Below are 23806 nucleotides of genomic sequence, written 5' to 3'. Positions count from 1 at the left end.
ATTATCATAATACTTCTTTGAGTAACTTGTTGCCATTTATTTAGTTAAGGAACTGATATTGATGCAAGTTAAATTTGTATTTAATATTATTAAATTTTGTATTGATTCAACTTAAGAAGAATTACAGAGTGTAGAAGATGTACTTTTTCACTCTGTAATTTAAAAAAAGTAGAGTAATAGAATTTTTATGCATGCTAAAAGACCCTCCCGTAGGTCATCTTATCCGTGATATTCTTATGCTAGTTCACTATATAAATACTGAGAAAGATGGTCACCGGGTACCATATAAAGCTCCCGTATGTAGTGGATATATAAATAAAATTATTACATATTTCTTATCCAGACATTAAAATCTATATCAGCAGAAAGATTTAATTTTTTTCGCAATCGGTATTTTTTCGATTCAACAGTCCTCAATGAAATATGATCATACTCTGCTATTTCTTTATTAGAAAAATTTAACTTTATAAAAGCACATAACTTTATATCATTTAAAGTAAGATTCTCGTATTTTGAAGTAAGATTATTATAAAATTCAGGATATACTTCCTTAAAGAGGATAATAAATTCAGGACTGTAATTCTTTGCCAGTCTAATTACTTCATTAAATTTTTTATCATTAAGCCTCCCAGTAAGTTCCTCTGTAAGTACCTTTTTTTCTTCAATCGTCTGTTCTTTCTTTTTAAGTAGCAGCTTTTGTCTTTTGCTTTTGAAATAAAAAAATGAAATAATTAAAAAAGAACATATCAGAATTAAAGTATTCAGATATTTATAGTCAAGCAAACTGCTTGTGATTTCTTTGTCTTTTTTTTCTACAATCTGAGCGAGTACAGCTTCCACTGCCTGCTTGTTGTGAAGATCAATAGAATCACTTATACTCTGATATTTATACAGATATCCGTTAGCTTTCGCTATATCAAATTTATTTTCAGTATAATAATTACCCAGGACTTTATAAAGATGTTTTTCCGCATCTCCATCTCCAATGGCAATAGCATTTTGTAATGCTTTTTCATAACATTCAATCGCTTTCTTTTTATTCCCATTCTTATCCATGAGTTTACCCAATACCTCCAAGGCATCATGCTGATAGGAAACATGATACTTTTTTAGAAGTCCAAAAGCTTTTTGAAGATAAAATTCTGCTCTTTGCAAATCATTAGCAGCAATATATTCATCAGCTTTTTGAGTATAAGTAGTATACAACATGTGGTACACTTCTTTTTCATTCATTTTTTTTAAAATACTCTCCTGAATTTTTAAGTGTTTCCAAAGAGAGTCTTTTTTATTTTGCATCTCAAAAATCTGACTCAAATTTTGATGTCCCCAGACAAGGGAAAAATTTCTTTTAAGAGTATCCTTTATCTTATAGGAATACTGTATCTGCTTATGAAATTCTTTACCAGCAAGCTGATACATTTTAAGGTTTCCGTATGCTCTTCCCCGCAGGCGGCAGACTTCTGTTTTGTAATTAACTGCCGTATCAAAAAAAGGTTCCTGTTCTGCCTTTTCTAAATAATAAAGACCTTCATTATAAGCACCAACTTCAAGTAAAACTTTAGCGATATAAATACAGCTAGCCGCTTTTCCTTTTGAATAATTGATCTTTTCAGCGATCTTAAGGGCATGGTTTGCTTTTTTCAGTGATTCATTAAACTTTATTTCATTAAAGTTTTTCAAGGAATTTTCAAGTATTAGATCTATTTGTTTCTCATTATTTGCTTGCGCATGGAAAAATGATGTAATCATAAAAACAATACATATATACAACTTCATATTTTCTAAGAATAAAAGTGTTATTGGCTATCTCTCTTCTCAATATTTTTCAACCTGAAAATATAATCTCAGGATGAAAAAAGATTCATTAAGGTACAGACAGCTGCTGCATTGAAAAATTCCTGTTTTCTATCAATGAATTTGGTACTGCAATCCGAACGCTTGTGGTTGGGAAATCTCCTGCACCGTAATTCATTGTTAAATAAACACGGTCTCCCGCATTCAAATGGACGATGCAATTAACATTAATTGGTGAATTGGCAATCTGGGCAACAGTATTACTGAAGTTCCCTCTGTTCCCGCCGACAATATTGGAGATTGCAGTACCATTTTTAGTGATATTGAGATTAATTCCTGTCCATTGATTGGTGCCGGATGGCGCTCCACCGCTTCCGAAATAAGCATAGCCTTCTATTTTATAGACACCTGATTCCAATATCTGCCAGTAATCCCCTGCGTCATTCCATGTTACTGATCCGCCCTGATTGACAATCATATCACCTAATGCAAAAGGAACAATCTGGGGAATACTGTTATTAAAGTTTGTGAAGGCAGTTCCAGTATAGGTTACCTGGTCAGTAGCTCCAAGTGCAGCAATAGTTGATGTAGTTTTATCAATAAAGGTGGACAATTCCCAGGTTGTTCCAGAAACAGTGCCCCTGCTAATCAGCATAGCATACCCAGCTGGATTGAGCTTAAAATTGGCTACTCCAGAACCTGTCTGATTATCAATGAGCTCAGTCCCATTGGCTGCGATAGTAAGCTGCGCACTTCCTGTATTTTTAATGTAATAGACTCTTCCCTGTATATTTCCTGCTGCCGGTGCAGCGGCAGTAGCAGCAGGCAAGGTAAATGTAGCGGCAGTACTACCGTTAAATGCCATATAAAAATCGCTAGCTCCTAATGTCGTCGATGTAGAGGACAATTTATACTGGCCGGCAAAAGATCCATTGACGGTAAGTGTACTTCTTGGTATAGCAGTATTTATTCCAACTTGCGCATGCAATAACGCAGTAAATACGAATGGACTTAAGTAAAGTAATGATTTTTTCATTTTGTTTAATCTTTGTGTGTTTAGAATATTAAATACCTGAATTTGAAACCCTTGTATAGTACTCTATCTGGGAAAAGAGTGACAGGAAATATTAAATACTATTTTTTTTCATTTGTTTTTAGAATCTTCATTAGGGTATTTGCCTATTTTAAAGCTTAGTTACAATTAAGTATCCATAATTATCACTTCCATTGGGCTGATTCATAAAACATGACTGGGTACTGTAGCTGTCTCCTCCTGCATAGTTAACAAATAAAGCTACTTTTTCGTTCGCAGCAGTACTTTGGTAAGCTACAACAAGCTTTTGTGGATTTGCATAAGCATAGCTATTAACGTGAATTCCTCCCGATGCATTTCTTCGGGCTATAGCATAATCCCTGAAAATTGTATTAGTAGAATAAACAGAACTTCCATTGCCAGCTGTTGCAAATAATGTATTTATAGCCACTTGTCCAGTATTCGAAGATGTTGTTGGCAGCCCATTACAGTATGCAGTTTGATACATCTCAAAAAGATAAACACCCGGTTCAGGGATTGTTAAATAGCTGATACTGCTTACAGACTGAGCATTAACAGTTCCTGAAGCATCTGTTCCGAATCCAAAACCTGCTGTATTGCCCTGGACGTCTGATCCGGCTGGAAAAGGTATGTTGGTGTAAACATTTGTATTGTAAAGTGAAAAGTTACCAAAGGATGAGCTCCGTTTAAAATAAAAATATTGGGTTGATGTAGGCTTAACTTTAGCCGCCCCGGCAGCATCAACGGCCAACGGACTATAAGGAGATGACAAAACAGGTAGATTTTCGTGCTTTATATCTGTCTTTACATGCCATAAATCAGTAGGTGAAGAAGTTCCTATATTAATACCAGTATTACCGTTATTGTGAATTTTGAATAATTCCGAATTATCTGAATTATTAACTTCTAAAGCTTTCGTTCCCAATGTATTCCCATTTGAAATAATATCTAAAGCCGCTGAAGGATTACTTGTATTAATCCCCATCTGTCCCCACACCTCAGCACAAACCGAAATTAGAGTTATTAAAAAAAACTTTTTCATCATTAGTGAATCATAATTTAGAAATATTCATTGTTATCTTATTGGATAAACCGGGAGGTGTGGCAAAAGAGCAAACATTTGAAGTAAAAGTATCTCCAAAGCCGTAGTTTACAAAAAGTGCTATTTTTTCGTTTGCAGCCGTTGTTTCAAATATCAAGAAAACAGTGTGGGGAAGTGCAAAATTGTAAGGACCGGCAATGACAGTACCGGTGTCATTTCTTCTGGATAAACCATTATAACGTACTACAGCCTGCCTGCTGTAACTGGTACTTGCAGAACTTGCCTTGAATAAAGCTGTTCCTATTCCCAGCATGTTATTTGAAGAATCTGCAGGGCTTCCGGTACAGGATGTATAATAAGTTAGATTTATTTTGTACACACCGGGATCCGGAAATGAGAGATATCTTACATTTGAGGATGAAATAGCAGTACTGTTTACATTTAAAGTAGCCGAAGCATCAGTACCGAATCCGGCAGTAATGGTATTAGTAACGGATTGGGCAGAAGTAAGTGGAATATTGGTGTAAACCCCTGTATCTGAAAGTGGGAAACCAGATGTTGTAACGGATGATGCCATCTCCATATAAAGATATTTGGTGGGCTCCGGAACATATGTTCCAACTGTTCCATCACTCTTTATAGCCAGAGGAGATAAACTTCCGGAAACAATGGGAAGGTTCTCATACCTTATACTTCCGTTAGTATGCAGCTTTGCCGTGGGATTAGCAACATTGACTCCGACATTTCCGTTGTCAAGAACAGTAAAAATTTCTGTTCCACTGGAGTTGTTTACTTCAAGTGCTTTAGTTGCATTCGTGTTTCCTTTAGATTTAATATCTAAGGTGGCCGAGGGATTAATTTCATTAATGCCTACTTGCGCAAGTACAAATGGTGACATCAGTACACTTGCAAAAAATAGTATTTTTTTCATTCTATGCTGTTTTAGGTTAATAAGGTAACATTGTAGAAAATGAACCAGTATGGTCTAAATTCTGTTGTATATAATATCTTTATGTACGACAGATACGAAGACAGAAAACACACCTTCGTTCAAATGATAAATGACCGGGATACAGTAAAATATTTTTTCCATCGCTTAAATAATCAGTTAGTGTTTATTAATTTTTATAACAAACAGCTGTTTTGAATGAATGTAGAATTGGATGCTGTTTGCTTAAAATTTTCGTAACAAATCTATAATAATGGTTTAAAAAAGTTGATACTGCATTTGCACTGCAACAATTAATAATTTGATTAACAGTATTTTAAATTAACCCTTCTTTGTTTGTTTTTTTAATACTTTAGTTTAAACACAAGAATTCATTAATGTTCCATAACCCATTTATTAAAATCTATATCACCGGAAAGGTTCAATTTTTTCCGTAACCGGTATTTTTTTGATTCAACAGTCCTTACTGAAATGTGGTCATACTCTGCGATTTCTTTATTAGAAAAATTTAACTTTATAAAAGCACATAGCTTCAAATCATTTAAGGTAAGATTCTGATATTTTGAAGTAAGATTATCATAAAATTCGGGATATAATTCTTTAAATCTGTTTATGAAAGAAGGATCAGAATGTATAGCAAGATGAATCAATTCTTCATATCTATTATCCAATTTTCGTTTAAGTTCTTCCGACTCAAGTACCTTCTGATCTATTACAGCATCTTTTAGTTTTTGCCGGGTTTTATACCTTTTATAAATAAGGTAAATTACAATAGCACTGATAAAAATAATAGTGAAAATAATATAATAAAGATTGCGATGGGTTCTTTTTTCATTTTCTTCCTGCTCAGTAAGCATTTTCTCAATAACCGTATTAACAACTGCTTTTGTTTCTTTTTGTAAGCTATCATTCAATTTAGAATATTTTGATAAATATTCATTTTCCTTATCAAGGTTATTAAGTCCCTTATACGCCTCTGCAATTAGTTTATAGGATTCTAAGTCTCTACTTCTTAGCTTGGCTTTCTGAGTAATTTTTAAAGAACTTAGCAGGTATTCCAGAGCTTTACCATAATTCCGCTTCTCTATATTCAACCTGCCAAAAGCCCGTAAGACATTAGCCTTGCCCTCAAGTGGAATCTGTTTTGTGAACAGTAAATCATTTGCTTTATTAACGTAATACTCCGCAGAATCAATATTATGGTCTTTATAATGCCTTTCTGCAATAGTAATATACAGCATAGGCATTGGAGACCTCATGCATTTATGCTCAGTACTGTATACAGAATCCATCATTCCCAGAAATTCAAAGCTCGATCTTTTCCAGTCATAAATAGAATAAATTCTTTTTTCCCGTTCTTTTCTGTTTTTGATTTTTTCAGCAAACTCCAAAGCTATATTAAAGGACTTGATGGAACGCTCATATAACGCCAATGAGTAATAGTTTTTACCATAGGTATAATGTAAATAAGCCAACAATTCATTATCATCTTCTTCTTTTTTAAGTTTTACTGCCGCAATTTCGAGAAATTTCAAACTTTCCTGGTTTCTCTTCATTGCATTCAGAATACTGGCAATATTGATGCATCCTCTAATTTCACCTTTTTTATAATCTATTTTTTTACTTGCTTCAATAAATTTTCTTTCCTGTACAATCACTCCATTAAAATCACCTTCTTTTACCATCTTACTAAAGGCCTTGGTTTGCACGCTATCAATTTCAATGACATTAGATTGGGCTTTAAATTCAAAAACAAAAAAAAGCAGAATAAAAAGCAGTATTAAATTTGCTCTTTTAATGATTGAATAATTTATCTTTTTGAGTAGACATGGTTTCATAAACATCACATTTTTAAATGGAGTAGATATATAATGAAATCTGTAAATTTATCTATTTTATAAGTATAAAATACAGAAATAGCATCATTTTAATTAATTATTTACATAAAAAAAATGAATATGTATAAATATTAATTATCACAATTACATAACTGCATAAAAATGAAAGATTGGTAACCGGCCATTGATTTAATTAATACAATCCTAAAAGTGGCTATTTGATTATTGAATGAGCCTAAAAAGTGATTGATAGTGTTTTTAATTACTGTTGCTTTTTCAATCTCATAGTTTTTATTGGGTTATCATATCTGAATGATTCTGCAGCAGCATGATTCAGGATACGCATTCTCTGAATCATTACTTCCTGCTATAGTAGAATTTTCAAATGATATTCTACAGATTAATGTGGCAATTGATCTCTGAAGTATCCATACACCCAAGTCCCTAAAACAGCGCTCAACAAAGTGATAACAACCGCAAAAGTTCCTGTCCCGATTTGTGCAAAAAGAGGTCCGGGACAAGCCCCTGTAATGGCCCAGCCGAAACCGAAAATCAATCCACCATAAATTTGTCCTTTATTGAATGTCTTAGCAGCAATTGAAATAGGTTCTCCATAAACGGTTTTTATTTTGAATTTTTTAATCAGCCAGACAGAAATCATTCCTGTGAAAACCGCACTTCCGATTACTCCATACATATGAAACGACTGCAAACGAAACATTTCTTGAATTCTGAACCAACTGATAATTTCAGCTTTTACAAAAACAATTCCAAACAAAATACCAACAATTAGGTATTTTAAATTGTGATACCACCTGTGTTGAATCTGGCTTTCGTTGATACAAATACTGTCCTGATGATGTATATCTTTTTCTTTTGTCATTATTAATATATTTAGAGTGAAAGAATAATTGGCAGAATGATATTTGCCATGAAAAAACCACCAATCATAAAACAAACTGTTGCTACTAATGATGGCCACTGCAGGTTAGAAAGCCCCATTATGGCGTGTCCGCTTGTGCAGCCTCCGGCATATCGGGTTCCGAAACCAACCAAAAATCCACCGATGACCATCAGGATAAAGCCTTTTAACGTCAACAGACTTTCAAAATTCATCAGTTGTGTCGGGACAAGATTGCTATAATCGGTAATGCCGTAGGTTGCCAATTCTGCTTTAAGTTTAGAACTAACTATAATTTCTCCTGGATTCATAAGAAAATGAGCGGCAATCACTCCTCCGAAGAAAATTCCTACAACAAAAAATAAATTCCAGGATTCTTTTTTCCAGTCGTATTTGAAAAAATTCACATTGGCAGGAATGCAGGCTGCACAAATATGTCGCAAAGAAGAACTGATCCCAAAAGATTTATTACCTAACATTAATAAAGCCGGAACGGTAAGGCCAATCAGCGGACCTGCAATATACCAAGGCCAGGGTTCTTTTATTATATCTAACATTATTTTTAATTTAAATTACTTCAAAACTTTACTTTGGCAAATGAAATTGGTTTTAGGAATACTGGTTTGTGCAATTGCATTAAATCCGCCTTCAATTTCAGTAAAATTTCGGTAGCCTCTTGCCTGAAGAATGCTCGCCGCCATCATACTTCTATAACCACCTGCACAGTGTAGATAAATAGGTTCATTAGTGTCTAGATGATTAATCCACTCATTGATATAAGCTAAAGGCTTATTATAGGCTTCATCAACGTGCTCTGCGCTGTATTCGCTTTCCTTTCTTACATCAATGATTGTAACATTTTTACCCCTAATTTCATTTTCAAACTGTTGTGCAGAGATTCGATGAACCTTGTCTGTTTCTTTGCCACTGTTTTTCCAGGAATTGAAACCTCCTTTCAGAAAACCTAAAACATGGTCAAACCCTACTCTACTCAATCTTGTAACCGTCTCTTCCTCATTATTTTCATCGGTGATTAATAAAATCGGCTGTGTTACATCTACAATCAAAGCGCCAACCCAAGGTGCAAAATCTCCGTCTAATCCAATGTTAATGGATTGGGGAACAAAACCTTTCGCAAACTCATCATTACTTCTCACATCAAGAATCAAAGCTTCTGAATGTTTTACTATTTCCTCAAATTCTTTGGGAGAAAGCGCATGAAGACCTTTAGACAAGACCTCATCAAAACTGTTATAGTCTTTCTTATTCATCGCCACATTCATCCCAAAATAGGACGGTGGAGGGAGAAGTCCGTCTGTAACAACTTTTACGAAGCTTTCTTTGTCTTTCTGATTCAGTGCATAATTGGTTTTCTTTTGATTTCCCAACGTGTCAACCGTTTCTTTCTGCATATTTTTCCCGCAGGCAGAACCTGCTCCATGAGCCGGATAAACAATAATTTCATCGTCTAAAGGCAGAATTTTTTGGTATAAACTGTCGTAAAGAAGTCCAGCCAGTTCTTCCTGAGTCATATTAGCCGCTTTCTGAGCCAGATCCGGGCGCCCAACATCGCCAAGAAATAAAGTATCTCCACTGAAAAGAGCTTTTTCTTTACCGTTTTCATCAATTAATAAAAAGGAAGAGCTTTCCATCGTATGCCCTGGTGTATGCAAAACTTTGATTTTGATTTTCCCAACTTCAAAAATCTGATTATCTTCAGCTATAATGGCTTTAAATTTAGGCTTTGCAGTTGGTCCATACACGATCGGTGCATCCGTTTTTTTACTTAAATCAACGTGACCACTTACAAAATCAGCGTGAAAATGGGTTTCAAAAATGTATTTTAATTGTACCTTATCTTTTTCAAGTCTGTCGATATAAGGCTGAGTTTCTCTTAAAGGATCAATGATCGCTGCTTCGCCTTCAGAAACGATATAATAAGCTCCCTGAGCCAGACATCCTGTATAAATTTGTTCTATTTTCATTTTTCTATTTTATTGATTGCAAATTTCTTTTTATAATTTTTCTCCTACAGCCACTTTTGTTACATAAGAATTTTTAAAAGAAAAGTTCTTTAATAATGATGTAAATTCCCATCACCAGAATAAACCAACCGAACGCAGGTTTCAGTTTTTTACCATCAATTTTCTTTGATAATTGTGAGCCAATGATGATTCCGACAACGGCAATTGCGGAAATTCTTCCCAATAAATTCCATTCAATCTTGACGTGATTCATTGATGAAAAAAATCCGATCAGAGAATTTAAAGAAATGATAACAAGAGAAGTTCCGATAGCGACTTTCATAGGTGTTTTCAACAGATTGACGAGTGCAGGAATAATCATAAAGCCACCACCAGCTCCTACCAGACCTGTTAAAATCCCGACAACAGAACCTTCTCCTGCCGCCAACAGTGTATTGCTATTTTGTGAAGGAACTATTTCTGTTTTTGATTCCATCTTTTTTTGAATCATTTTATAGGAAGCGGTGATCATTAACCCTGCAAATAGCAACAGAAGAAAAATGTCTTTGGTTACCATAAAGTTTCCCATTCTAAAAACTTCATCGGGAATTAAAGGGAGAAGAAAATTTCGGGTAACGAAAATGGAAATGATTGATGGAATGCCAAAAATAAAAGCAGTCTTAAGATCGACCAGGCCTTTTTTTAAATAAGAAAATGACCCCACCATACTGCTGATTCCGACAATAAAAAGTGAATACTCTGTTGCCAAAAAAGCATCAATTCCGAAAAGATAAACCAAAACAGGAACGGTAAGAATGCTTCCGCCACCGCCTATTAATCCTAAAGAAATACCGATAAAAACCGATGCTGCATAACCAAAAACTTCCATTTTCTTTAACTTTTATAAAGCAAAAATGGAAATATCTCTGATGCTGTACAGCTACTTTTGTTACATAGGAAAATTATATAGAATCTGAAAGGATGATTTTGTTTCTGCCCAGTTTTAGTTTTCCGGAATCTTCCAACTGTTTCAGAAGTCTGGACACTACTACTCTAGCCGTACCAAGCTCGTTGGCAAGCTGTTCGTGTGTAATAATTATTATTTTTGACTGAGACAGCTCTGATTTTTTATGGAGCAGATTTAATAACCTTTCATCCACTTTTTTGAAAGCAATAGCATTGATAATATCCAACAATTCTTCAAAACGTTTATGATAAAGCCTGAAAATATAATCCAGCCATTCCGGGTATTCTTTGATGAAAAGAGAAACTTTTTCCACAGGTAAAAAGAGGATTTCGGAATCTTCTTCCACTTCGGCCTTTACAATACTTTTCTCATTGTGCATTCCACCAAGAAATGACATAATACAACTTTCACCTGCTTTAATGTAATACAATAAAATTTCTCTGCCGTCTTCTTCTGTCCGGATTACTTTTAGCAATCCTTTCATTACAATCGGTATCGAGCGTATGGAGGCATTCTCATCCAGAATAACATCACCTTCCTGATATGCTTTCCTGATACCGTTTTGGTAAAGTTTATCGATTAGTTCTTGAGAAGAACCGAATTCAGAAGAAAATATGTGATGAATCATTAATTAATACTATAGGCCGAATGTACACTTTATTTTATAATTATAGACACGCAATCCGAGTTACCATTGTACACTGCAGCATTTTGTAGTTTAAAATGGACGTCATCGACATAGTCAACAATGAACTGGAAAGGATTAAAATGGATTTATACGAACGTTACTGAACCCTTTCAACAGAATCAATCCATGTAATCAAGAAAAGTTCTTTACTAAACATAAAGGATTCCTTCACAGCAATTAAAAATGTGAAAATGGAATCCGGAAAATATAAGGTAGTGTTTGATACAAAATACCCATATCTACTGTATGCAGAAACTGTTGTGAAGTAAATAGGTTCACTAATTTCTACTTCCTCCACTTCATATTTCTTCTCGGGAAATTACCCGATACGGATGCATTTAAGTAAGGTAATATATCATCTCAATTCATGATGTGAAAGATAAACTCAGCTAATCTTATCAAACTGCACATTCCAGCATCTCGCCGTATACTTTATCAAAGTAATTGCTCAAGCATACTATTCTTTCATTGTTAATAGGGTTTATATACTTCATAAACATTTGCTCAGTTCCATGGCCTGTGGCTTCCATTAAAAGAGGGGTCGGAATTTTCCCGTAGAAATTTGTGGCAAAACTTCTCCTTCCTATATGACTGGTTAAAACCTGCCACTTTTCTATTACAACATCTTTAACCCGGTGTCCACTGCGCTTTCGGGCTTTGATAAACTGAGCGAGCCCGGCCAGCATTGCCACCTGTTTAATCTGCTCATTATATTTCTGATAGTAAAGTGGTTTAGGAAAATTCCCTTCATTTCTCCTGATGACATTCAGGACCGTAGGGTGAAGAGGAAGAACAATTTCTTTACCTGTTTTCTTCTGTACAAAATTAATACAGCTTTTCCCGTTAATATCTTTCAGTTTTTCCCTGCCAAAGTTCATGAAATCAGAAATTCTCTGTCCTGTATAGCAGCTGATCAAAAGCCAGTCTCTGGCATCTTTTAATTCATTTGGAAAATCTGTGGCTTTAATTCTTTTGATTTCTTCTTCCGTAAGCGTAATTACTTCTTTATGCTGTCTTTCCCTGCGTATCTCAAGCTCTCTTACGGCAGTTCTTATGCCCTTACGCTCAACAAAATTCAGTATGGTCTTCACAAAATGTATGGTTCTGTATATTGTATTTTCACTGTATTCCTCGTCCTTTCCAAATACAATAAAATCTTTAACGAAATCCGAATTGATATCTTCTATAAGCAGATGCTTCATCATAAAACCCTCAAACCTCTGGATCAGTCTGCAAAAAACATTATATCTTTTAAATGTTGATGGACATATCATTTCCTTTCGGGATGAGATGTAATTCTTCAAAAAATAAAGCAGAGAATTCTCAGGATAGATTTCTTGCTTTTCTATACTTATTTTTTGAATTTCTTTAGACAAAAGCCTTTGGCTGATAAGCTTTTTTTGCTTCTGTCTTTCCTTGATATATTCTGTAATTCTGATTTTAATACGGTCTAACCTGGCATTAAGCTTTTTGTATTTTTTCAAATAAATATTTTTTGGACGCTGTTTTGCAAAATCCCATTCTTCTTCAGAAATCCTAAGGCATGTACGAAACTGACAGTTGATACTATGCTTATCATCAGTAAGGCTAACATGAATATTTTTAAGAAGGGTATTTTGAGGTAGAAAGAATTTGATTGTCATTACTGGAAATTTAAAATATTAATTACCAGCGAATTTAATACAAAAAATAGTCCTGACTAGACTACTATTTTTAACAAAATTACACATTTTTCGTTAAAAACCAAACTTTACTAAATTATTGTCTAACAAAACAATAATGACTTTATATATCCACTTTACAAAATAATAAAATAGTATAAAAATCACTTTTTATGCATTATTATTTTGTATTAGTCAAAATAAAAACAGTATGAAAGAGACTAATAGAACTAAAAATTAGTCTAGTCAGGACTATTTATAAAAAAATAAAACTTAATATTTTTAATTATCAACACCAATATACCAATTATGTTATGAAAACAAAACTGATTATTTCATCCTGTCTTATATTATTATTTATTAATGTAACAGCCTACTATAACTCTTCCGATAAAGAGGTAAACAGAACTGAATACAGTATCAACAATGAAAATAAAACTGGAGAAAACTTGAAACCCAATACCAATAAAATAAAGAATAATACAATACAATCAGTTTCAAAGTCCAAAGATTCCCTTACAAAAACATTACATCAATCTGAAAAGAAAGAGCAAAATAAGCACCCTAAATCTCCTCCTGAACCGGATAAAGAGGTCTATGCTGCCGAGGTCGACATGTTTATTCCGGTTCTACTGGCTATTGCTGTTGCTTTCATCATTTATTTCTCCATGTTTAAAAAGACCAATCATAAAGACTAAGTACTGTAAAATAATAGATATCGTGAAATTAGACAACAGAAAAAGTACAACCCTACTGAGTTTTGGCATATTATTATTCATTGCTTTAGATGCATTTGTAATCATGTTTTGCAGTATGCTGTCCTTTACATATAGCACAGTAATTTTAAAAACAGCTATTTTTATCATGGCTGTCTTGCTCATCATATTATCCAGAATCAGAATTTTTGAATTTGAGAATTCAGGTATGGTGATCACTATACAATACCATCATCCTTTTCAAAAAAAATGGATGGTTCCTTTCATAGAATTTCCCACCCATCTGTTTCATGATTTTTCCATTAAAAACAATTGCCTTTATTTAACCTTAAGAAAAGAAAATGAGGAATTTATTGATTTTAAAGTCAGGTTATACAGGATCGGCAGTGCCCAGATCAAAAAAATACAACAAGAATTTGAAGAAATAAAAAATTGATATATGTCTATAGATTTCAAAAATATACATATCGGTGAATTGATTCATCAATGTGTTCATGAGTCTTCTGTCGATATTGACCGGATATGCTCTTTTATGAAACAAGGAGAAGAGGAGATACACAAAATGTATACGGCAGAGAGTATGGAAACGGCTGTTCTTTTACGCTGGAGCAAATTGCTGGAATATGATTTTTTCAGAATTTACACCCAACATCTTATATTATATGCACCTCCATCTTCTGCCGGCTATAATATGGTTACAGATAATAAAAATTCCCAGCTTCCAAAATTCCGAAAAAATATTTACACCAAAGAGATGATATACTTTATACTGGAAACAATAGAAAAAGGAGAAAAAACCACGCTTCAGGTCATCAAAGAATATGGCATTCCTAAATCTACACTCTTCCGGTGGATTAAAAAATACAACCGTTAAGATAAGATCCAATACGTGTTATAAAATGAACTTCTACCCCCTTTTTTATAGATAATATATGAAAACGCCCATTCCGGTAAACTACAAAAAAATATACATGGATATCATCACAAAAAAATTTCCCGAAAAAAAAGTAATAATGAAATTCCTGGCCGGTAAAGAGGAATTATCGGTTTTAGAGGTGATCGATATCAATAAAAAAATATTTGAAAACGAAGATCAGTCTGACCAAATCTTCAATCAGAAACTTCGTTCATATAATACACATGCAATCCTAAAAATACTCGACTACCAAAAGAAGCATCAATTAAATAATTCTCAGCTGGCAATTCATTTCAAAATGAGTAGAAATACCATTGCAAAGTGGAAAAAGCAATTTTTATAATAAATTTAGATTTAATATAAAAAAAGTAAACTTAATTAATATCATTAATTTGATTCAAACTAATCTTCCAATAATCTTTGGAGCCCATACACTCTTTTACAGTATTTTCCATAGTACCAAATACTTGTAGATAAATTTCCGGTGTTATAATATAATTTAAATACATTAAACTACAGTTTTCAGCTGTTCCACAAAATAAGACGGTGTAAAACCTGTTTGCTGTTTAAAAGCATTAACAAAAACCCTTGGCGTACCATAGCCGCACTCTTCTGCCAAAGAGGCTATTTTATATTCCCGATAAATTGGATTTTCATAAAGATTCTTAATAATATAGTTGATGCGAAGCTCATTGATATAACTTGTGAAGTTGTGATTTTTATAGGTTTTTATTATTTCTGAAAGATATTTTGGATTGGTTGCAAGGCTATTAGCCATCCAGGTAAGGCTCAAATCCTTTCGAAGATACTTCTTTGAAGTCTCAAATTTTTCAAGCTTTACGAGTAATACCTTTACTGTTTCATCAGTAATTGTGATAGCAGTTTTTATTCCATTGTTTTTATTATGTCTGTCTGAGCTTTGTTCTATTTTATTAATTTCGTTTTCATTTAGTATTTTACCAATCAGATCTTCATATTTTTTGTGAATAATTTTATGGCTTCTTCGTCGGTATATCAACATTCCTCCAGTCATTAGGATAAGGATACCGAAAGAAATGGCAGCGATTCTTGTAATCTTTTTCTCGCCGTTGATTTTAGTGTCTGAAATCACTTTTTTTACAGGATCTTCCACAGCTTGCTTTTCTACGGAATTAATACTATCATTCAATTTTGAAAAAAGATCAAGATATTTTTGAGAGGTAGAGTTATCACCAATCCCCAGATAAGATTTCGCCAAAACCATATAACCCACTCTTCGGTTATAAGGCATGCTGCTAGATCTCTCCATAGCCAGCATATTCTCACCATATTGTATTGCTTTCCTGTAATCTTTTTTCATTTGATACAATTCTTGAAGTGCCTGATATAAATCGATTTTAGTTTCCAGATTTACTTCTTTCTTAATTAAATGAAGTTGCTTTAAAGCCTGCATAAAATAGAATTCAGACAACTTCACATTTCTTCCTTTATTTTTGGAATCCCGGAAGTGAATTCCTAGGTTCATATTTATTGAGACCAACATATCAAGCTTTTTGTCTAAAGGAACCTCCTTACTAGTATCACTTATTTTCAATATCTCTTCCTTGCTTTTTTCCAGATAATACAAAACCTTTTTATCTGACTGTCCCTGATAATACGGAGCCATATTATAATAAACCAAAGAAGTCTGATAATACCTCTGATCTGGTTCAGCAATCAATATTGCATATTTCAGAGCTGCTTCATACTCCTTTAGGCTCTCATCATATATCCCCAAATTTTCAAATAATATCGCCCTTTTATTGCATAAAGTAGATAATGTTTTATAATCTTCCTGGCTAAGTGCCAAATCTCTTGCTCTATTTGATATTTCCAAGGCCTTTTTATAGTCATAAGCTTCGGAATAGATCAACATTATATTTTTTGTTGCATTCAATTCCCCTTTTTCACACTCAACAGCCTTAGCGAGATCATTAGCTTTTTGAAACAGTTTGAGAGCTTCTTTACTTTTCCCGTTGCTGTTGAGAGAAGTTGCCTGATCTATTAATTGATCTATTTTTTTATTTTCAGGACATAAAATTGTTTCAGCATTTGCGATAGAGAAAAAAAGAAAAAAAAACAAAGAGATATAATTAGTGTGTAATCTTTGAAAAAACTGATAGCCTGTCCATTCAAGGCAAGATATGTGCAAAGATATTTTTTTAGACATAAGTTTATATTTCATAATGGTTATTATTTCTATGCTTCTGACGGCCAATAACTTTAAAACATGCAATAAAAGACCTTCTTCAAACTTCATTTTTGGCCCATGCAGCATTTAATTGAAGTAACAGGACTCCTTTTGCTTTAAATCTATGGCTTCTTTATTCTTTTCGATTTATTGCCGTTTTTCAATAATCATCCCTTTCATCATGGATTCGTAATCTACCTATTTTACATTTTGGGAAATAGCTAAATAAAATGATAAAAAATAAATTGGTATTGATCAATAATCCTCATGAAATTCAGTCTTTATCCTATAAATTTTATTCATAATTATCATTTGCACAAATTTAATGAAATATAAAATGAAAAAATTCGAATACCTATCTGGGATCATTTTTAAATCTTACACAAACAAAACAACAAAACATAACTTATTGATTTTCAATATACATATTTTGTAAAATAGATTAATAAGCATATGAATCTTTCCGAATTATTCCAGTATTAAGTTTGTACAGGTATTGTTGTAATCATAATATTGCATCAAAATGATAACCGATTCTGAAAATAACATGATGAACCAAACCTTCTCTCTTCATACACTTGGAGGGAGGAGGTTTTTCTTATTCATCTTGTTGTTAATCAACTTTCAGATCATACAGGCCATTTGTGTCCATAACGAAGCTCCTTTATCAGACTCTACATCAACTTTTATAGTTGTATCAGAGGGTACTATAATTTCAGGGATGGAGCAAGTACATGTTTCCCAACCAAAAAAGGAAAAAATAGAGAAAACTTTCAAAAGAAAGAATTTAACCGCATCCAACAAAAGGAACCAGAAAAAAGAGAAGATTTTTTCTCAAAGAGTTGAAAACAGCCCTAAAGCCGTATCAATATTCATCAGGAATACTCCATCAGAAAAATCCCTATTGGCTATTTCCGACCATGATAAGCAGATTGTAAGTCCCAATCAGCATACGATGAAATTCCTTCTGTTTGGGTCCGAAAACAAAACACCGACATTAGTTTATTTACTGGACATTTTTCTGAAAAAGGTTCATAAAGATCAATGGCTTTCAAACCTAAAGTTTTTCCGAAATTTCAACCGCCCGCCACCATTCATCAAAAGAGCTACTGCTTAATTCAATTCATCAGGCAGTTCCCATCATTTTCAGCGAAAAATTCAGCATGATTCATCCATTTCGCCGGGCTTATCCGACGCGAACAGGCAGTATCATGTATTGACCCAAATAAAACAGATGATGATATTTCAAATCATAACGTAAAGAATATCACACGGCAAACCTAAGCCTAAAAAAAACTTGAAAGAATAAAAACACATCAGGGTTCATCCTGACATACATTTAAGCACCTCTTAAAATGAAAAAAAAAACAATTTTACCAGCAACATTCCTTATTAGTATCACTGCTTTCGGACAAGTAGGAATCGGTACTGCAAACCCGCATCTCAGTGCTTCTTTAGAACTGGCTTCAAGCAACAAGGCACTTTATCTAAATAGAGTTCCCAATACTTCAGTAATAAACGATCCGCAATCCGGAATGGTTATATATGACCTGACCGATAAATGTGTAAAAGCATACCAAGGTAATCCGGCAGGATGGTCTGGATGTATTATAGGAAACAGCGGACTTGTAGGCGCAGTTACGAGTATTAATTGTGCTGGCGCTTATTTTACACCCAATTTTGCAACAGTGGGTCAACCTTATACAGGAACATTAACTGTTCCTTACACCGGAGGTAACGGCGGAGTATATCCAGCCCAAACCACTACTGTGAATGGGCTCACATTCAACCTTCCTTTAGGTGTTTTTGCCACCGGAGATGGCAATGTGGTCTATAATGTTACCGGAACTCCTGCCACAGCCGGAACTACCACAGTAAATATTACTATTGGAGGACAAAGTTGTTCCGGAGCTAATGCTATATCCCTTACCGTAAATCCCGCAACAGGCAATCCCGGTGGTGTATTACCCGGAACAGTTACATTGGCACAGAACAATAAGTATTGGATAGCCTCTATATATGATAATGATTATCTGCCTTACACAAAGCCTACAGCGCCAGCCAACACGTCTGTAATAAATGCTGATGGTAATACAGATACATTGGTTGATGTACAGGGAAGCCTCACCACTACTGGCATTACCGTATACATTCCGGCTACCGTAACAGGAAGTGGCGGACTTGTTGCACCATGGAGTAATACGATTACCATTCCGGCAAATCTTACACAGGATGGTATATCCAGACAAGTACAATTATCCTGGGCTGCACAAACCCTTACAACCTCCAGTACTTCTATTACCGCTACCCTCAAATCCATTGGCGGAACCTTGAATGCCAAGAAATTAGACATTAATGCAGGAATAGGGAATGATTATCTGGGATTGCTATTAGGTACTTTCCAATATCCATACAACCAGGCTGGGCTACTCACTACTTATCAACTGCGTGACATACCGGGCATTCCGGACAGAATGTTTGGGCAAATAGACAATAATAACAAATATGATCATAATTTTCTTTATCTGCCAATACAGGCAGAAGACGGCAAAATATGGCTGAACAACAACCTTGGGGCAAATTATGCTAATCTGGATCATCCGGCATTTAACCTTACCCAACAGGCAACGAGCACCACAGATGTAAATGCTATGGGTTCCCTCTTGCAATGGGGTAGGAAAGCCGATGGGCATGAGCTTCTAGAAAGAAATATTAGTAATTCAAGTTATGGGACTTTTAAATCAGGAGTTGTATATGGACAGGTAGCAACCTGGAGTCCTACCTATCCATATAGAATATTTTCAGCTCCTAGTCACGTTCCTAGTGAATGGACATCAGCTACTGTACCACCAGCAGGAAACAGATGGCTTGCTTCTTCCTCCAACAATCCGTGTCCTCAAGGCTTCAAAGTGCCTGTAAAAGTAGAATGGCAGGCAGAAATTACGGCTGCCGGAAGTAATGGTCTATATTCAACTACCCAAAAGTTAAAATTAACTTATGCCGGAGAGGGTTTTGATGATACGGTAATATTTAACCCAAGCGTTCCCGTCTATTCGGTAGCAGATGGTTATAATGGTACTCAAACATATACTGTAATGAATAGTTCTGTTGTTGGACCTAATATAGGCAATTGTGAAGTAGATAAGGCCAAATCCGTACGTTGCATTCAGGAGTGATGAGCATGCCCAATACGGACAATAAAGATATATATAAAGACACCAAACCTTACTAAATATTATGTTCTGGTTGAAGTTTTTGAAACAGTCATAACTTTTGCCAAATGACTTCTTTCCTATAAAACAGAAAGCCAACTAGCCATCAATACTAAGGTTTGGTTTACTCTGAAACCAATAAAAAATCACTAAATGAAACCTAATAATATATTTAAAAGAATAATGACTGGCATTGCACTCATATTCGGGTTCCTCTCCTATAGTCAGGTCGGCTTAGGCACCCCAACTCCACACCCCAGCTCTGACCTTGACCTCGGTGCTGACAACAAGGCACTTTATCTGAATAGAGTATCCAACACCACAGTCATCAACGATCCGCAACCAGGTATGTTGGTCTTTGATACGTCCGAACATTGCGTAAAAGCATACCAAGATGATCCTCCAAAGTGGTCCGGATGCTTGGATTCGGCATCCGGTACTGTTTCAGGATTTACTTGCTCGTCTGCATCATTCACCCCAGCAACGGCTACTCAAGGGGCTGCATATACAGGTACACTTACAATACCCTACACTGGCGGTAATGGTGGGACTTACACGGCACAAAGTTTCACCCAGAATGGATTGACATTTACCCTTACAGCCGGAAACTTCAGCATAGGAACCGGAAACCTGGTATACAACATCAATGGTATTCCCATTGCTTCCGGAACGACCTCTGTAAACATAATGGCAGGAGGACAAAGCTGCAACGGATTGACGTTGAATGTAAATCCATAAGAATAACAAACCATCCTTTTTTGGAAAGAACAATATCAAGAAAGAAAACATTCCATTCATATAAACCTAATTAAAAATCATGAAAAAACTACTTCTACCCATAGCAATTCTACTTGCTGTAACGGGTACTGTAAAGTCTCAGATTGCCATAGGAAAATCGACAGTGACCAATGCTTCGGTATCCTTGGAGTTTGCAGATACAGAAAATCGGGGATTGATACTTCCTTACGTAGAAACGAAGACAGGAATTACCGAGAACGGTACGATCATTTATGATACCACCGACCACAAAGTAAAATACCTGAAGGATTCCGGTACGTGGACCGATTTAAGTGTTGACAACACGGGAACAGCAAACATTTCGCTCCAAACAAGCAAAATTGAATCTACAACGGCAAAAACAGCCATCGGATCAGCAGCAGCTACAGACGGCACACCGGGAGTATTGGTTTTAACTGATACCAACAAGGCGATGATATTACCTAAAATGGCGAGCCCACATGTCAGCATTATTAACCCTGCCCCCGGAATGATGGCTTATGACACCGTGAAGAAACAAATAGCTGTATACAACGGTACAGTTTGGAGTTTTTGGAAACCTTAAACCAATAAAAAATGAAAGAAATACAGTTTTACTAGTCCCATTCTTTAAAAACACCCTTTGTCGGAAATCCGGCTAAAAACTATAAAATCATGAAAAAACAAACCCTCTTTTTCTTCATATTCCTGATTATGGGTAATATGATGATTCTGGCACAAAACTGCAACATCAATGCAGGAGCCAATGCCGTCATTTGCGGTACCTCTGCCAGTCTATCAGGAAGCCCCGGCGGAAGTACAGCTGGAAGTCCATTATGGACTCTAGTATCCAAACCTTCCGGTGCACCGGACCCGGTTATTGTAACACCCTCAGGCTACAATACCAATGTTACAGGAATGACTTCGCCCGGAAATTATGTATTCCAGATTGCCCAAAACTGTACTACAGGAACAGCTACCTCACAGGTAACTATTACAGCACCAGGTGATATTTCTTCGTTTACTGCAGGACCTGACATCACCAATGTTTCTGCCATTACAGGTACGGCAACCTTAAATGCAGTAATACCGGCAGGGTACACCGCATCGTGGACTTATTACAACATTTATAATAAGGAATTTTATAGTCAAACCACTACCACAAATGCAACCATGTCTAATACGACAACGGCAACTCCTACCCTGACCCTTGTAAAGAAAGCTGATCATGACATTGATCCGGCTTATCGTGCAGTATTAAGGATAACCTCTATCAACAATCCAAACTGTTGGTACGAAGATGATGCTATTGTCAGATTCATTCCTAATCCTCAAATAAGTCTTCCTGCAACTCATAACAGATGTTATCCTTCAACAGATACCAACCGGTATATCAATTTGAGCGGAACTTCTCCAATGTTTGCAAGCAATACGGCAAACTCATCGGGAAATCCTGCATTTGGGACCACCGTGACCATTAATGTCATCAGTCAGCCGGCTGGAGGTAATATTTCATTTTATCAGATAAGGAATAATTCAATGTACTTCAATGGTGTAAATGTTACAGGAAGCTATGTATTCACCATCACTGTCACCAATGCCAATGGAACATACACTACTCCTCAGATTACCTATAATTACAATGGAACAGATCCTAAACTAGTAAGTTTTATTGATGCTTCCCATCCTGAACAAATGCAATCTTACTATGCAAGTGGTAGTGGTGGCGCTGTATACTGCAATATGGCAGGAAAAACAACACCTATCACTTTCTATTTCAAGGTTGATCCTTCAGACCCGGCAACGCTTACCACAGCAGTTAGCAATTCCGGGATTGTCCCTCCGGGAGGAAATCCTTCTTTGGTTTTGAACGGAGCTGGAACGATGAACAGAAATGTAGTAGCAACACCCCCTGCCGGAGGTTGGCGAGTGGGAACCTACATCGTTAATTTATCAATCAAAAATGGAACCTGTGGTAATAGTCAGGATTATTATATTCATATTTCAGATGGCAGCCGTCCGAATGTGACGGTTCCTAATACTACAATATGTTACACTGGTTCCGGTGTTGTGACCGCTACAGTTCATTTACCTACGGTATATCAAGGAGTAGTTAACACCAGTTATCTTCAGGAGTTTTCCGGCAAATATGACTTTACCCTAGTATCTAAGCCAACCGGAGCAGCCAATCCTGTTTATGAAGCCAGTAATCTCAGAACATTTACCAATACCTCTACCACGATAAGTAATCTGGATAAGCAAGGAGAATATGTCTTCAAAATAAAAGCTGTTCCTAATGCAGGAGGTGTGGATCCCGGATTCATTGATAAAGAATATGCCTGCTCAGGGACTTCTCCGGAGGGTACATTTTCCATATTTGTATCCCCACAGGTCAATGCCAATGCAGGATCCAATCAAACCTTAGCAATAGGCGCATCACAAACTTCCCTCAATGGGAATAATCAAGGCATGTCATCTACAGGTTTATGGACCATGATCTCAAAGCCAGCCGGAGCTGCCGATCCGGTGATTGCAACGCCGTCAGCATACAATACCAATGTTACCGGGCTTACTTCCTCCGGCAGTTATACTTTCCGATGGACGGTTACCACAGGTAGTTGCAGCAGTACAAGTGACTTAACAGTTTCCGTTACTGCTCCGGGGCCGGGAGGTGTAAGTGGAGCAGATTTCTGGGTAAAATCAGACGATGCCGGAACTATTGCTACTGCCTGGAAAGACAACTCTGTTAATGCAGACAATATCCCAAATGTGGGCGGGGTAATCTTATCACCAGCAGACAGAAGTCATAACTTTTATCCCTATACTACGGGGTATTCTTCTTCTAAATTCTTTTACAATAATACTTCGGTAATGAATCCATTGGGGAATGTAGAGCTTCCGAATACCAATACCTCTATTTTCTCAGCAGCGAGACCTACAGCAGATAACGGAACAGGGCGTATTACAGGGATCGATGATGATGCAACCTATGCTGCAGAGCCTGGAGTTTCAATTGCGAACGGAAAACCAAGACAATACGAATATTTTAATACAGTCACTTCAACGGATTTTTCAATACCTTTCAATACCGGTATTTCCAATATATTCTCTGCAATAGCGAAATAATACGGTTGCCAAC

General features: G+C 35.6%; 21 protein-coding genes. 9 read left to right on the top strand and 12 right to left on the bottom strand.

The window, feature by feature from the left end; genetic code table 11:
* Window positions 1-324: 324 nt before the first annotated feature.
* The 11 genes from IW15_RS15610 to IW15_RS15560 all read right to left on the bottom strand — a co-directional run bounded on the left by IW15_RS15610 (window position 325) and on the right by IW15_RS15560 (window position 12840).
* Window positions 325-1680, bottom strand: coding sequence for a tetratricopeptide repeat protein (locus tag IW15_RS15610; RefSeq protein WP_165585208.1), 1356 nt, complete (start codon window positions 1678-1680; stop codon window positions 325-327).
* A 184-nt stretch (window positions 1681-1864) separates the two neighbouring features.
* Window positions 1865-2830: a hypothetical protein gene (locus tag IW15_RS15605; protein ID WP_131368574.1), complete on the bottom strand. Its 966-nt coding sequence runs from the start codon at window positions 2828-2830 to the stop codon at window positions 1865-1867.
* Window positions 2831-2978: 148 nt separating this feature from the next.
* Complete coding sequence (locus tag IW15_RS15600; protein WP_131368573.1) at window positions 2979-3890, bottom strand: hypothetical protein; 912 nt, start codon at window positions 3888-3890, stop codon at window positions 2979-2981.
* A gap of 10 nt (window positions 3891-3900) precedes the next feature.
* Entirely contained in the window at window positions 3901-4821 is a 921-nt protein-coding gene (locus tag IW15_RS15595; protein ID WP_034713206.1) for a hypothetical protein, read from the bottom strand.
* Between the two features lie 392 nt (window positions 4822-5213).
* A complete protein-coding gene (locus tag IW15_RS22100; protein WP_165585207.1) occupies window positions 5214-6677 on the bottom strand; it encodes a helix-turn-helix transcriptional regulator in 1464 nt (487 codons plus the stop codon).
* 400 nt (window positions 6678-7077) lie between these two features.
* Complete coding sequence (locus tag IW15_RS15585) at window positions 7078-7560, bottom strand: DUF6691 family protein (protein ID WP_034713205.1); 483 nt, start codon at window positions 7558-7560, stop codon at window positions 7078-7080.
* An 11-nt stretch (window positions 7561-7571) separates the two neighbouring features.
* Window positions 7572-8135: a YeeE/YedE family protein gene (locus IW15_RS15580; protein WP_034713203.1), complete on the bottom strand. Its 564-nt coding sequence runs from the start codon at window positions 8133-8135 to the stop codon at window positions 7572-7574.
* Between the two features lie 15 nt (window positions 8136-8150).
* Complete coding sequence (locus IW15_RS15575; protein WP_034713201.1) at window positions 8151-9563, bottom strand: MBL fold metallo-hydrolase; 1413 nt, start codon at window positions 9561-9563, stop codon at window positions 8151-8153.
* Between the two features lie 73 nt (window positions 9564-9636).
* Window positions 9637-10431, bottom strand: a complete 795-nt coding sequence (locus IW15_RS15570; RefSeq protein ID WP_034713198.1) for a sulfite exporter TauE/SafE family protein — start codon at window positions 10429-10431, stop codon at window positions 9637-9639.
* 73 nt (window positions 10432-10504) lie between these two features.
* Complete coding sequence (locus tag IW15_RS15565; protein WP_034713196.1) at window positions 10505-11137, bottom strand: Crp/Fnr family transcriptional regulator; 633 nt, start codon at window positions 11135-11137, stop codon at window positions 10505-10507.
* 458 nt (window positions 11138-11595) lie between these two features.
* Window positions 11596-12840, bottom strand: coding sequence for a site-specific integrase (locus IW15_RS15560; protein ID WP_034713193.1), 1245 nt, complete (start codon window positions 12838-12840; stop codon window positions 11596-11598).
* Window positions 12841-13172: 332 nt separating this feature from the next.
* Here IW15_RS15560 and IW15_RS15555 point away from each other — a divergent pair, with 332 nt between their 5' ends.
* From IW15_RS15555 to IW15_RS15540, 4 genes are read left to right on the top strand one after another with little or no spacing between them, the layout of a single operon-like run.
* Complete coding sequence (locus IW15_RS15555) at window positions 13173-13556, top strand: hypothetical protein (protein WP_034713191.1); 384 nt, start codon at window positions 13173-13175, stop codon at window positions 13554-13556.
* Between the two features lie 22 nt (window positions 13557-13578).
* Window positions 13579-14010: a hypothetical protein gene (locus IW15_RS15550; RefSeq protein WP_131368572.1), complete on the top strand. Its 432-nt coding sequence runs from the start codon at window positions 13579-13581 to the stop codon at window positions 14008-14010.
* A gap of 3 nt (window positions 14011-14013) precedes the next feature.
* The gene (locus tag IW15_RS15545) at window positions 14014-14448 is read left to right on the top strand and encodes a transposase (protein WP_034713186.1); all 435 of its coding nucleotides are present in this window, start codon (window positions 14014-14016) and stop codon (window positions 14446-14448) included.
* A 58-nt stretch (window positions 14449-14506) separates the two neighbouring features.
* Window positions 14507-14833 carry a hypothetical protein gene (locus IW15_RS15540; RefSeq protein WP_034713182.1) on the top strand — a complete coding sequence of 109 codons (327 nt, stop codon included), beginning with the start codon at window positions 14507-14509 and terminating at the stop codon, window positions 14831-14833.
* 165 nt (window positions 14834-14998) lie between these two features.
* Here the strand turns inward: IW15_RS15540 and IW15_RS22375 are convergent, their stop codons facing one another.
* On the bottom strand, window positions 14999-16591 hold the full coding sequence (locus tag IW15_RS22375) for a response regulator transcription factor (RefSeq protein ID WP_165585206.1): 1593 nt from the start codon (window positions 16589-16591) through the stop codon (window positions 14999-15001).
* Window positions 16592-17420: 829 nt separating this feature from the next.
* On the opposite strand from IW15_RS22375, the gene IW15_RS15530 reads away from it, so the two are divergent.
* The 5 genes from IW15_RS15530 (at window position 17421) to IW15_RS15510 (ending at window position 23793) form a co-directional block, all read left to right on the top strand.
* On the top strand, window positions 17421-17816 hold the full coding sequence (locus tag IW15_RS15530) for a hypothetical protein (RefSeq protein WP_131368571.1): 396 nt from the start codon (window positions 17421-17423) through the stop codon (window positions 17814-17816).
* A gap of 238 nt (window positions 17817-18054) precedes the next feature.
* Window positions 18055-19875 (top strand): hypothetical protein, encoded by a 1821-nt coding sequence (locus tag IW15_RS15525; protein ID WP_034713177.1) that lies wholly within the window; start codon window positions 18055-18057, stop codon window positions 19873-19875.
* Between the two features lie 384 nt (window positions 19876-20259).
* The gene (locus tag IW15_RS15520) at window positions 20260-20649 is read left to right on the top strand and encodes a hypothetical protein (protein ID WP_131368570.1); all 390 of its coding nucleotides are present in this window, start codon (window positions 20260-20262) and stop codon (window positions 20647-20649) included.
* 79 nt (window positions 20650-20728) lie between these two features.
* Window positions 20729-21253, top strand: a complete 525-nt coding sequence (locus tag IW15_RS15515; RefSeq protein ID WP_034713171.1) for a hypothetical protein — start codon at window positions 20729-20731, stop codon at window positions 21251-21253.
* Between the two features lie 89 nt (window positions 21254-21342).
* Window positions 21343-23793: a hypothetical protein gene (locus IW15_RS15510; protein ID WP_051882079.1), complete on the top strand. Its 2451-nt coding sequence runs from the start codon at window positions 21343-21345 to the stop codon at window positions 23791-23793.
* Window positions 23794-23806 lie beyond the last annotated feature (13 nt).

Source organism: Chryseobacterium soli (assembly GCF_000737705.1).
GTDB classification, from domain to species: Bacteria; Bacteroidota; Bacteroidia; order Flavobacteriales; family Weeksellaceae; genus Chryseobacterium; species Chryseobacterium soli.
The sequence above is the reverse complement of the archived record's forward strand: the minus strand, read 5'-3'. Positions and strand labels throughout refer to the sequence as shown.

What these genes read in the sequence shown, in the direction of transcription:
- IW15_RS15605 (WP_131368574.1), bottom strand. Translation starts at nt 2,830, where the DNA reads ATGAAAAAATCATTACTTTACTTAAGTCCATTCGTATTTACTGCGTTA.
- IW15_RS15600 (WP_131368573.1), bottom strand. Translation starts at nt 3,890, where the DNA reads ATGAAAAAGTTTTTTTTAATAACTCTAATTTCGGTTTGTGCTGAGGTG.
- IW15_RS15595 (WP_034713206.1), bottom strand. Translation starts at nt 4,821, where the DNA reads ATGAAAAAAATACTATTTTTTGCAAGTGTACTGATGTCACCATTTGTA.
- IW15_RS22100 (WP_165585207.1), bottom strand. Translation starts at nt 6,677, where the DNA reads ATGAAACCATGTCTACTCAAAAAGATAAATTATTCAATCATTAAAAGA.
- IW15_RS15585 (WP_034713205.1), bottom strand. Translation starts at nt 7,560, where the DNA reads ATGACAAAAGAAAAAGATATACATCATCAGGACAGTATTTGTATCAAC.
- IW15_RS15580 (WP_034713203.1), bottom strand. Translation starts at nt 8,135, where the DNA reads ATGTTAGATATAATAAAAGAACCCTGGCCTTGGTATATTGCAGGTCCG.
- IW15_RS15575 (WP_034713201.1), bottom strand. Translation starts at nt 9,563, where the DNA reads ATGAAAATAGAACAAATTTATACAGGATGTCTGGCTCAGGGAGCTTAT.
- IW15_RS15570 (WP_034713198.1), bottom strand. Translation starts at nt 10,431, where the DNA reads ATGGAAGTTTTTGGTTATGCAGCATCGGTTTTTATCGGTATTTCTTTA.
- IW15_RS15565 (WP_034713196.1), bottom strand. Translation starts at nt 11,137, where the DNA reads ATGATTCATCACATATTTTCTTCTGAATTCGGTTCTTCTCAAGAACTA.
- IW15_RS15560 (WP_034713193.1), bottom strand. Translation starts at nt 12,840, where the DNA reads ATGACAATCAAATTCTTTCTACCTCAAAATACCCTTCTTAAAAATATT.
- IW15_RS15555 (WP_034713191.1), top strand. Translation starts at nt 13,173, where the DNA reads ATGAAAACAAAACTGATTATTTCATCCTGTCTTATATTATTATTTATT.
- IW15_RS15545 (WP_034713186.1), top strand. Translation starts at nt 14,014, where the DNA reads ATGTCTATAGATTTCAAAAATATACATATCGGTGAATTGATTCATCAA.
- IW15_RS15540 (WP_034713182.1), top strand. Translation starts at nt 14,507, where the DNA reads ATGAAAACGCCCATTCCGGTAAACTACAAAAAAATATACATGGATATC.
- IW15_RS15530 (WP_131368571.1), top strand. Translation starts at nt 17,421, where the DNA reads ATGGAGCAAGTACATGTTTCCCAACCAAAAAAGGAAAAAATAGAGAAA.
- IW15_RS15525 (WP_034713177.1), top strand. Translation starts at nt 18,055, where the DNA reads ATGAAAAAAAAAACAATTTTACCAGCAACATTCCTTATTAGTATCACT.
- IW15_RS15520 (WP_131368570.1), top strand. Translation starts at nt 20,260, where the DNA reads ATGTTGGTCTTTGATACGTCCGAACATTGCGTAAAAGCATACCAAGAT.
- IW15_RS15515 (WP_034713171.1), top strand. Translation starts at nt 20,729, where the DNA reads ATGAAAAAACTACTTCTACCCATAGCAATTCTACTTGCTGTAACGGGT.
- IW15_RS15510 (WP_051882079.1), top strand. Translation starts at nt 21,343, where the DNA reads ATGAAAAAACAAACCCTCTTTTTCTTCATATTCCTGATTATGGGTAAT.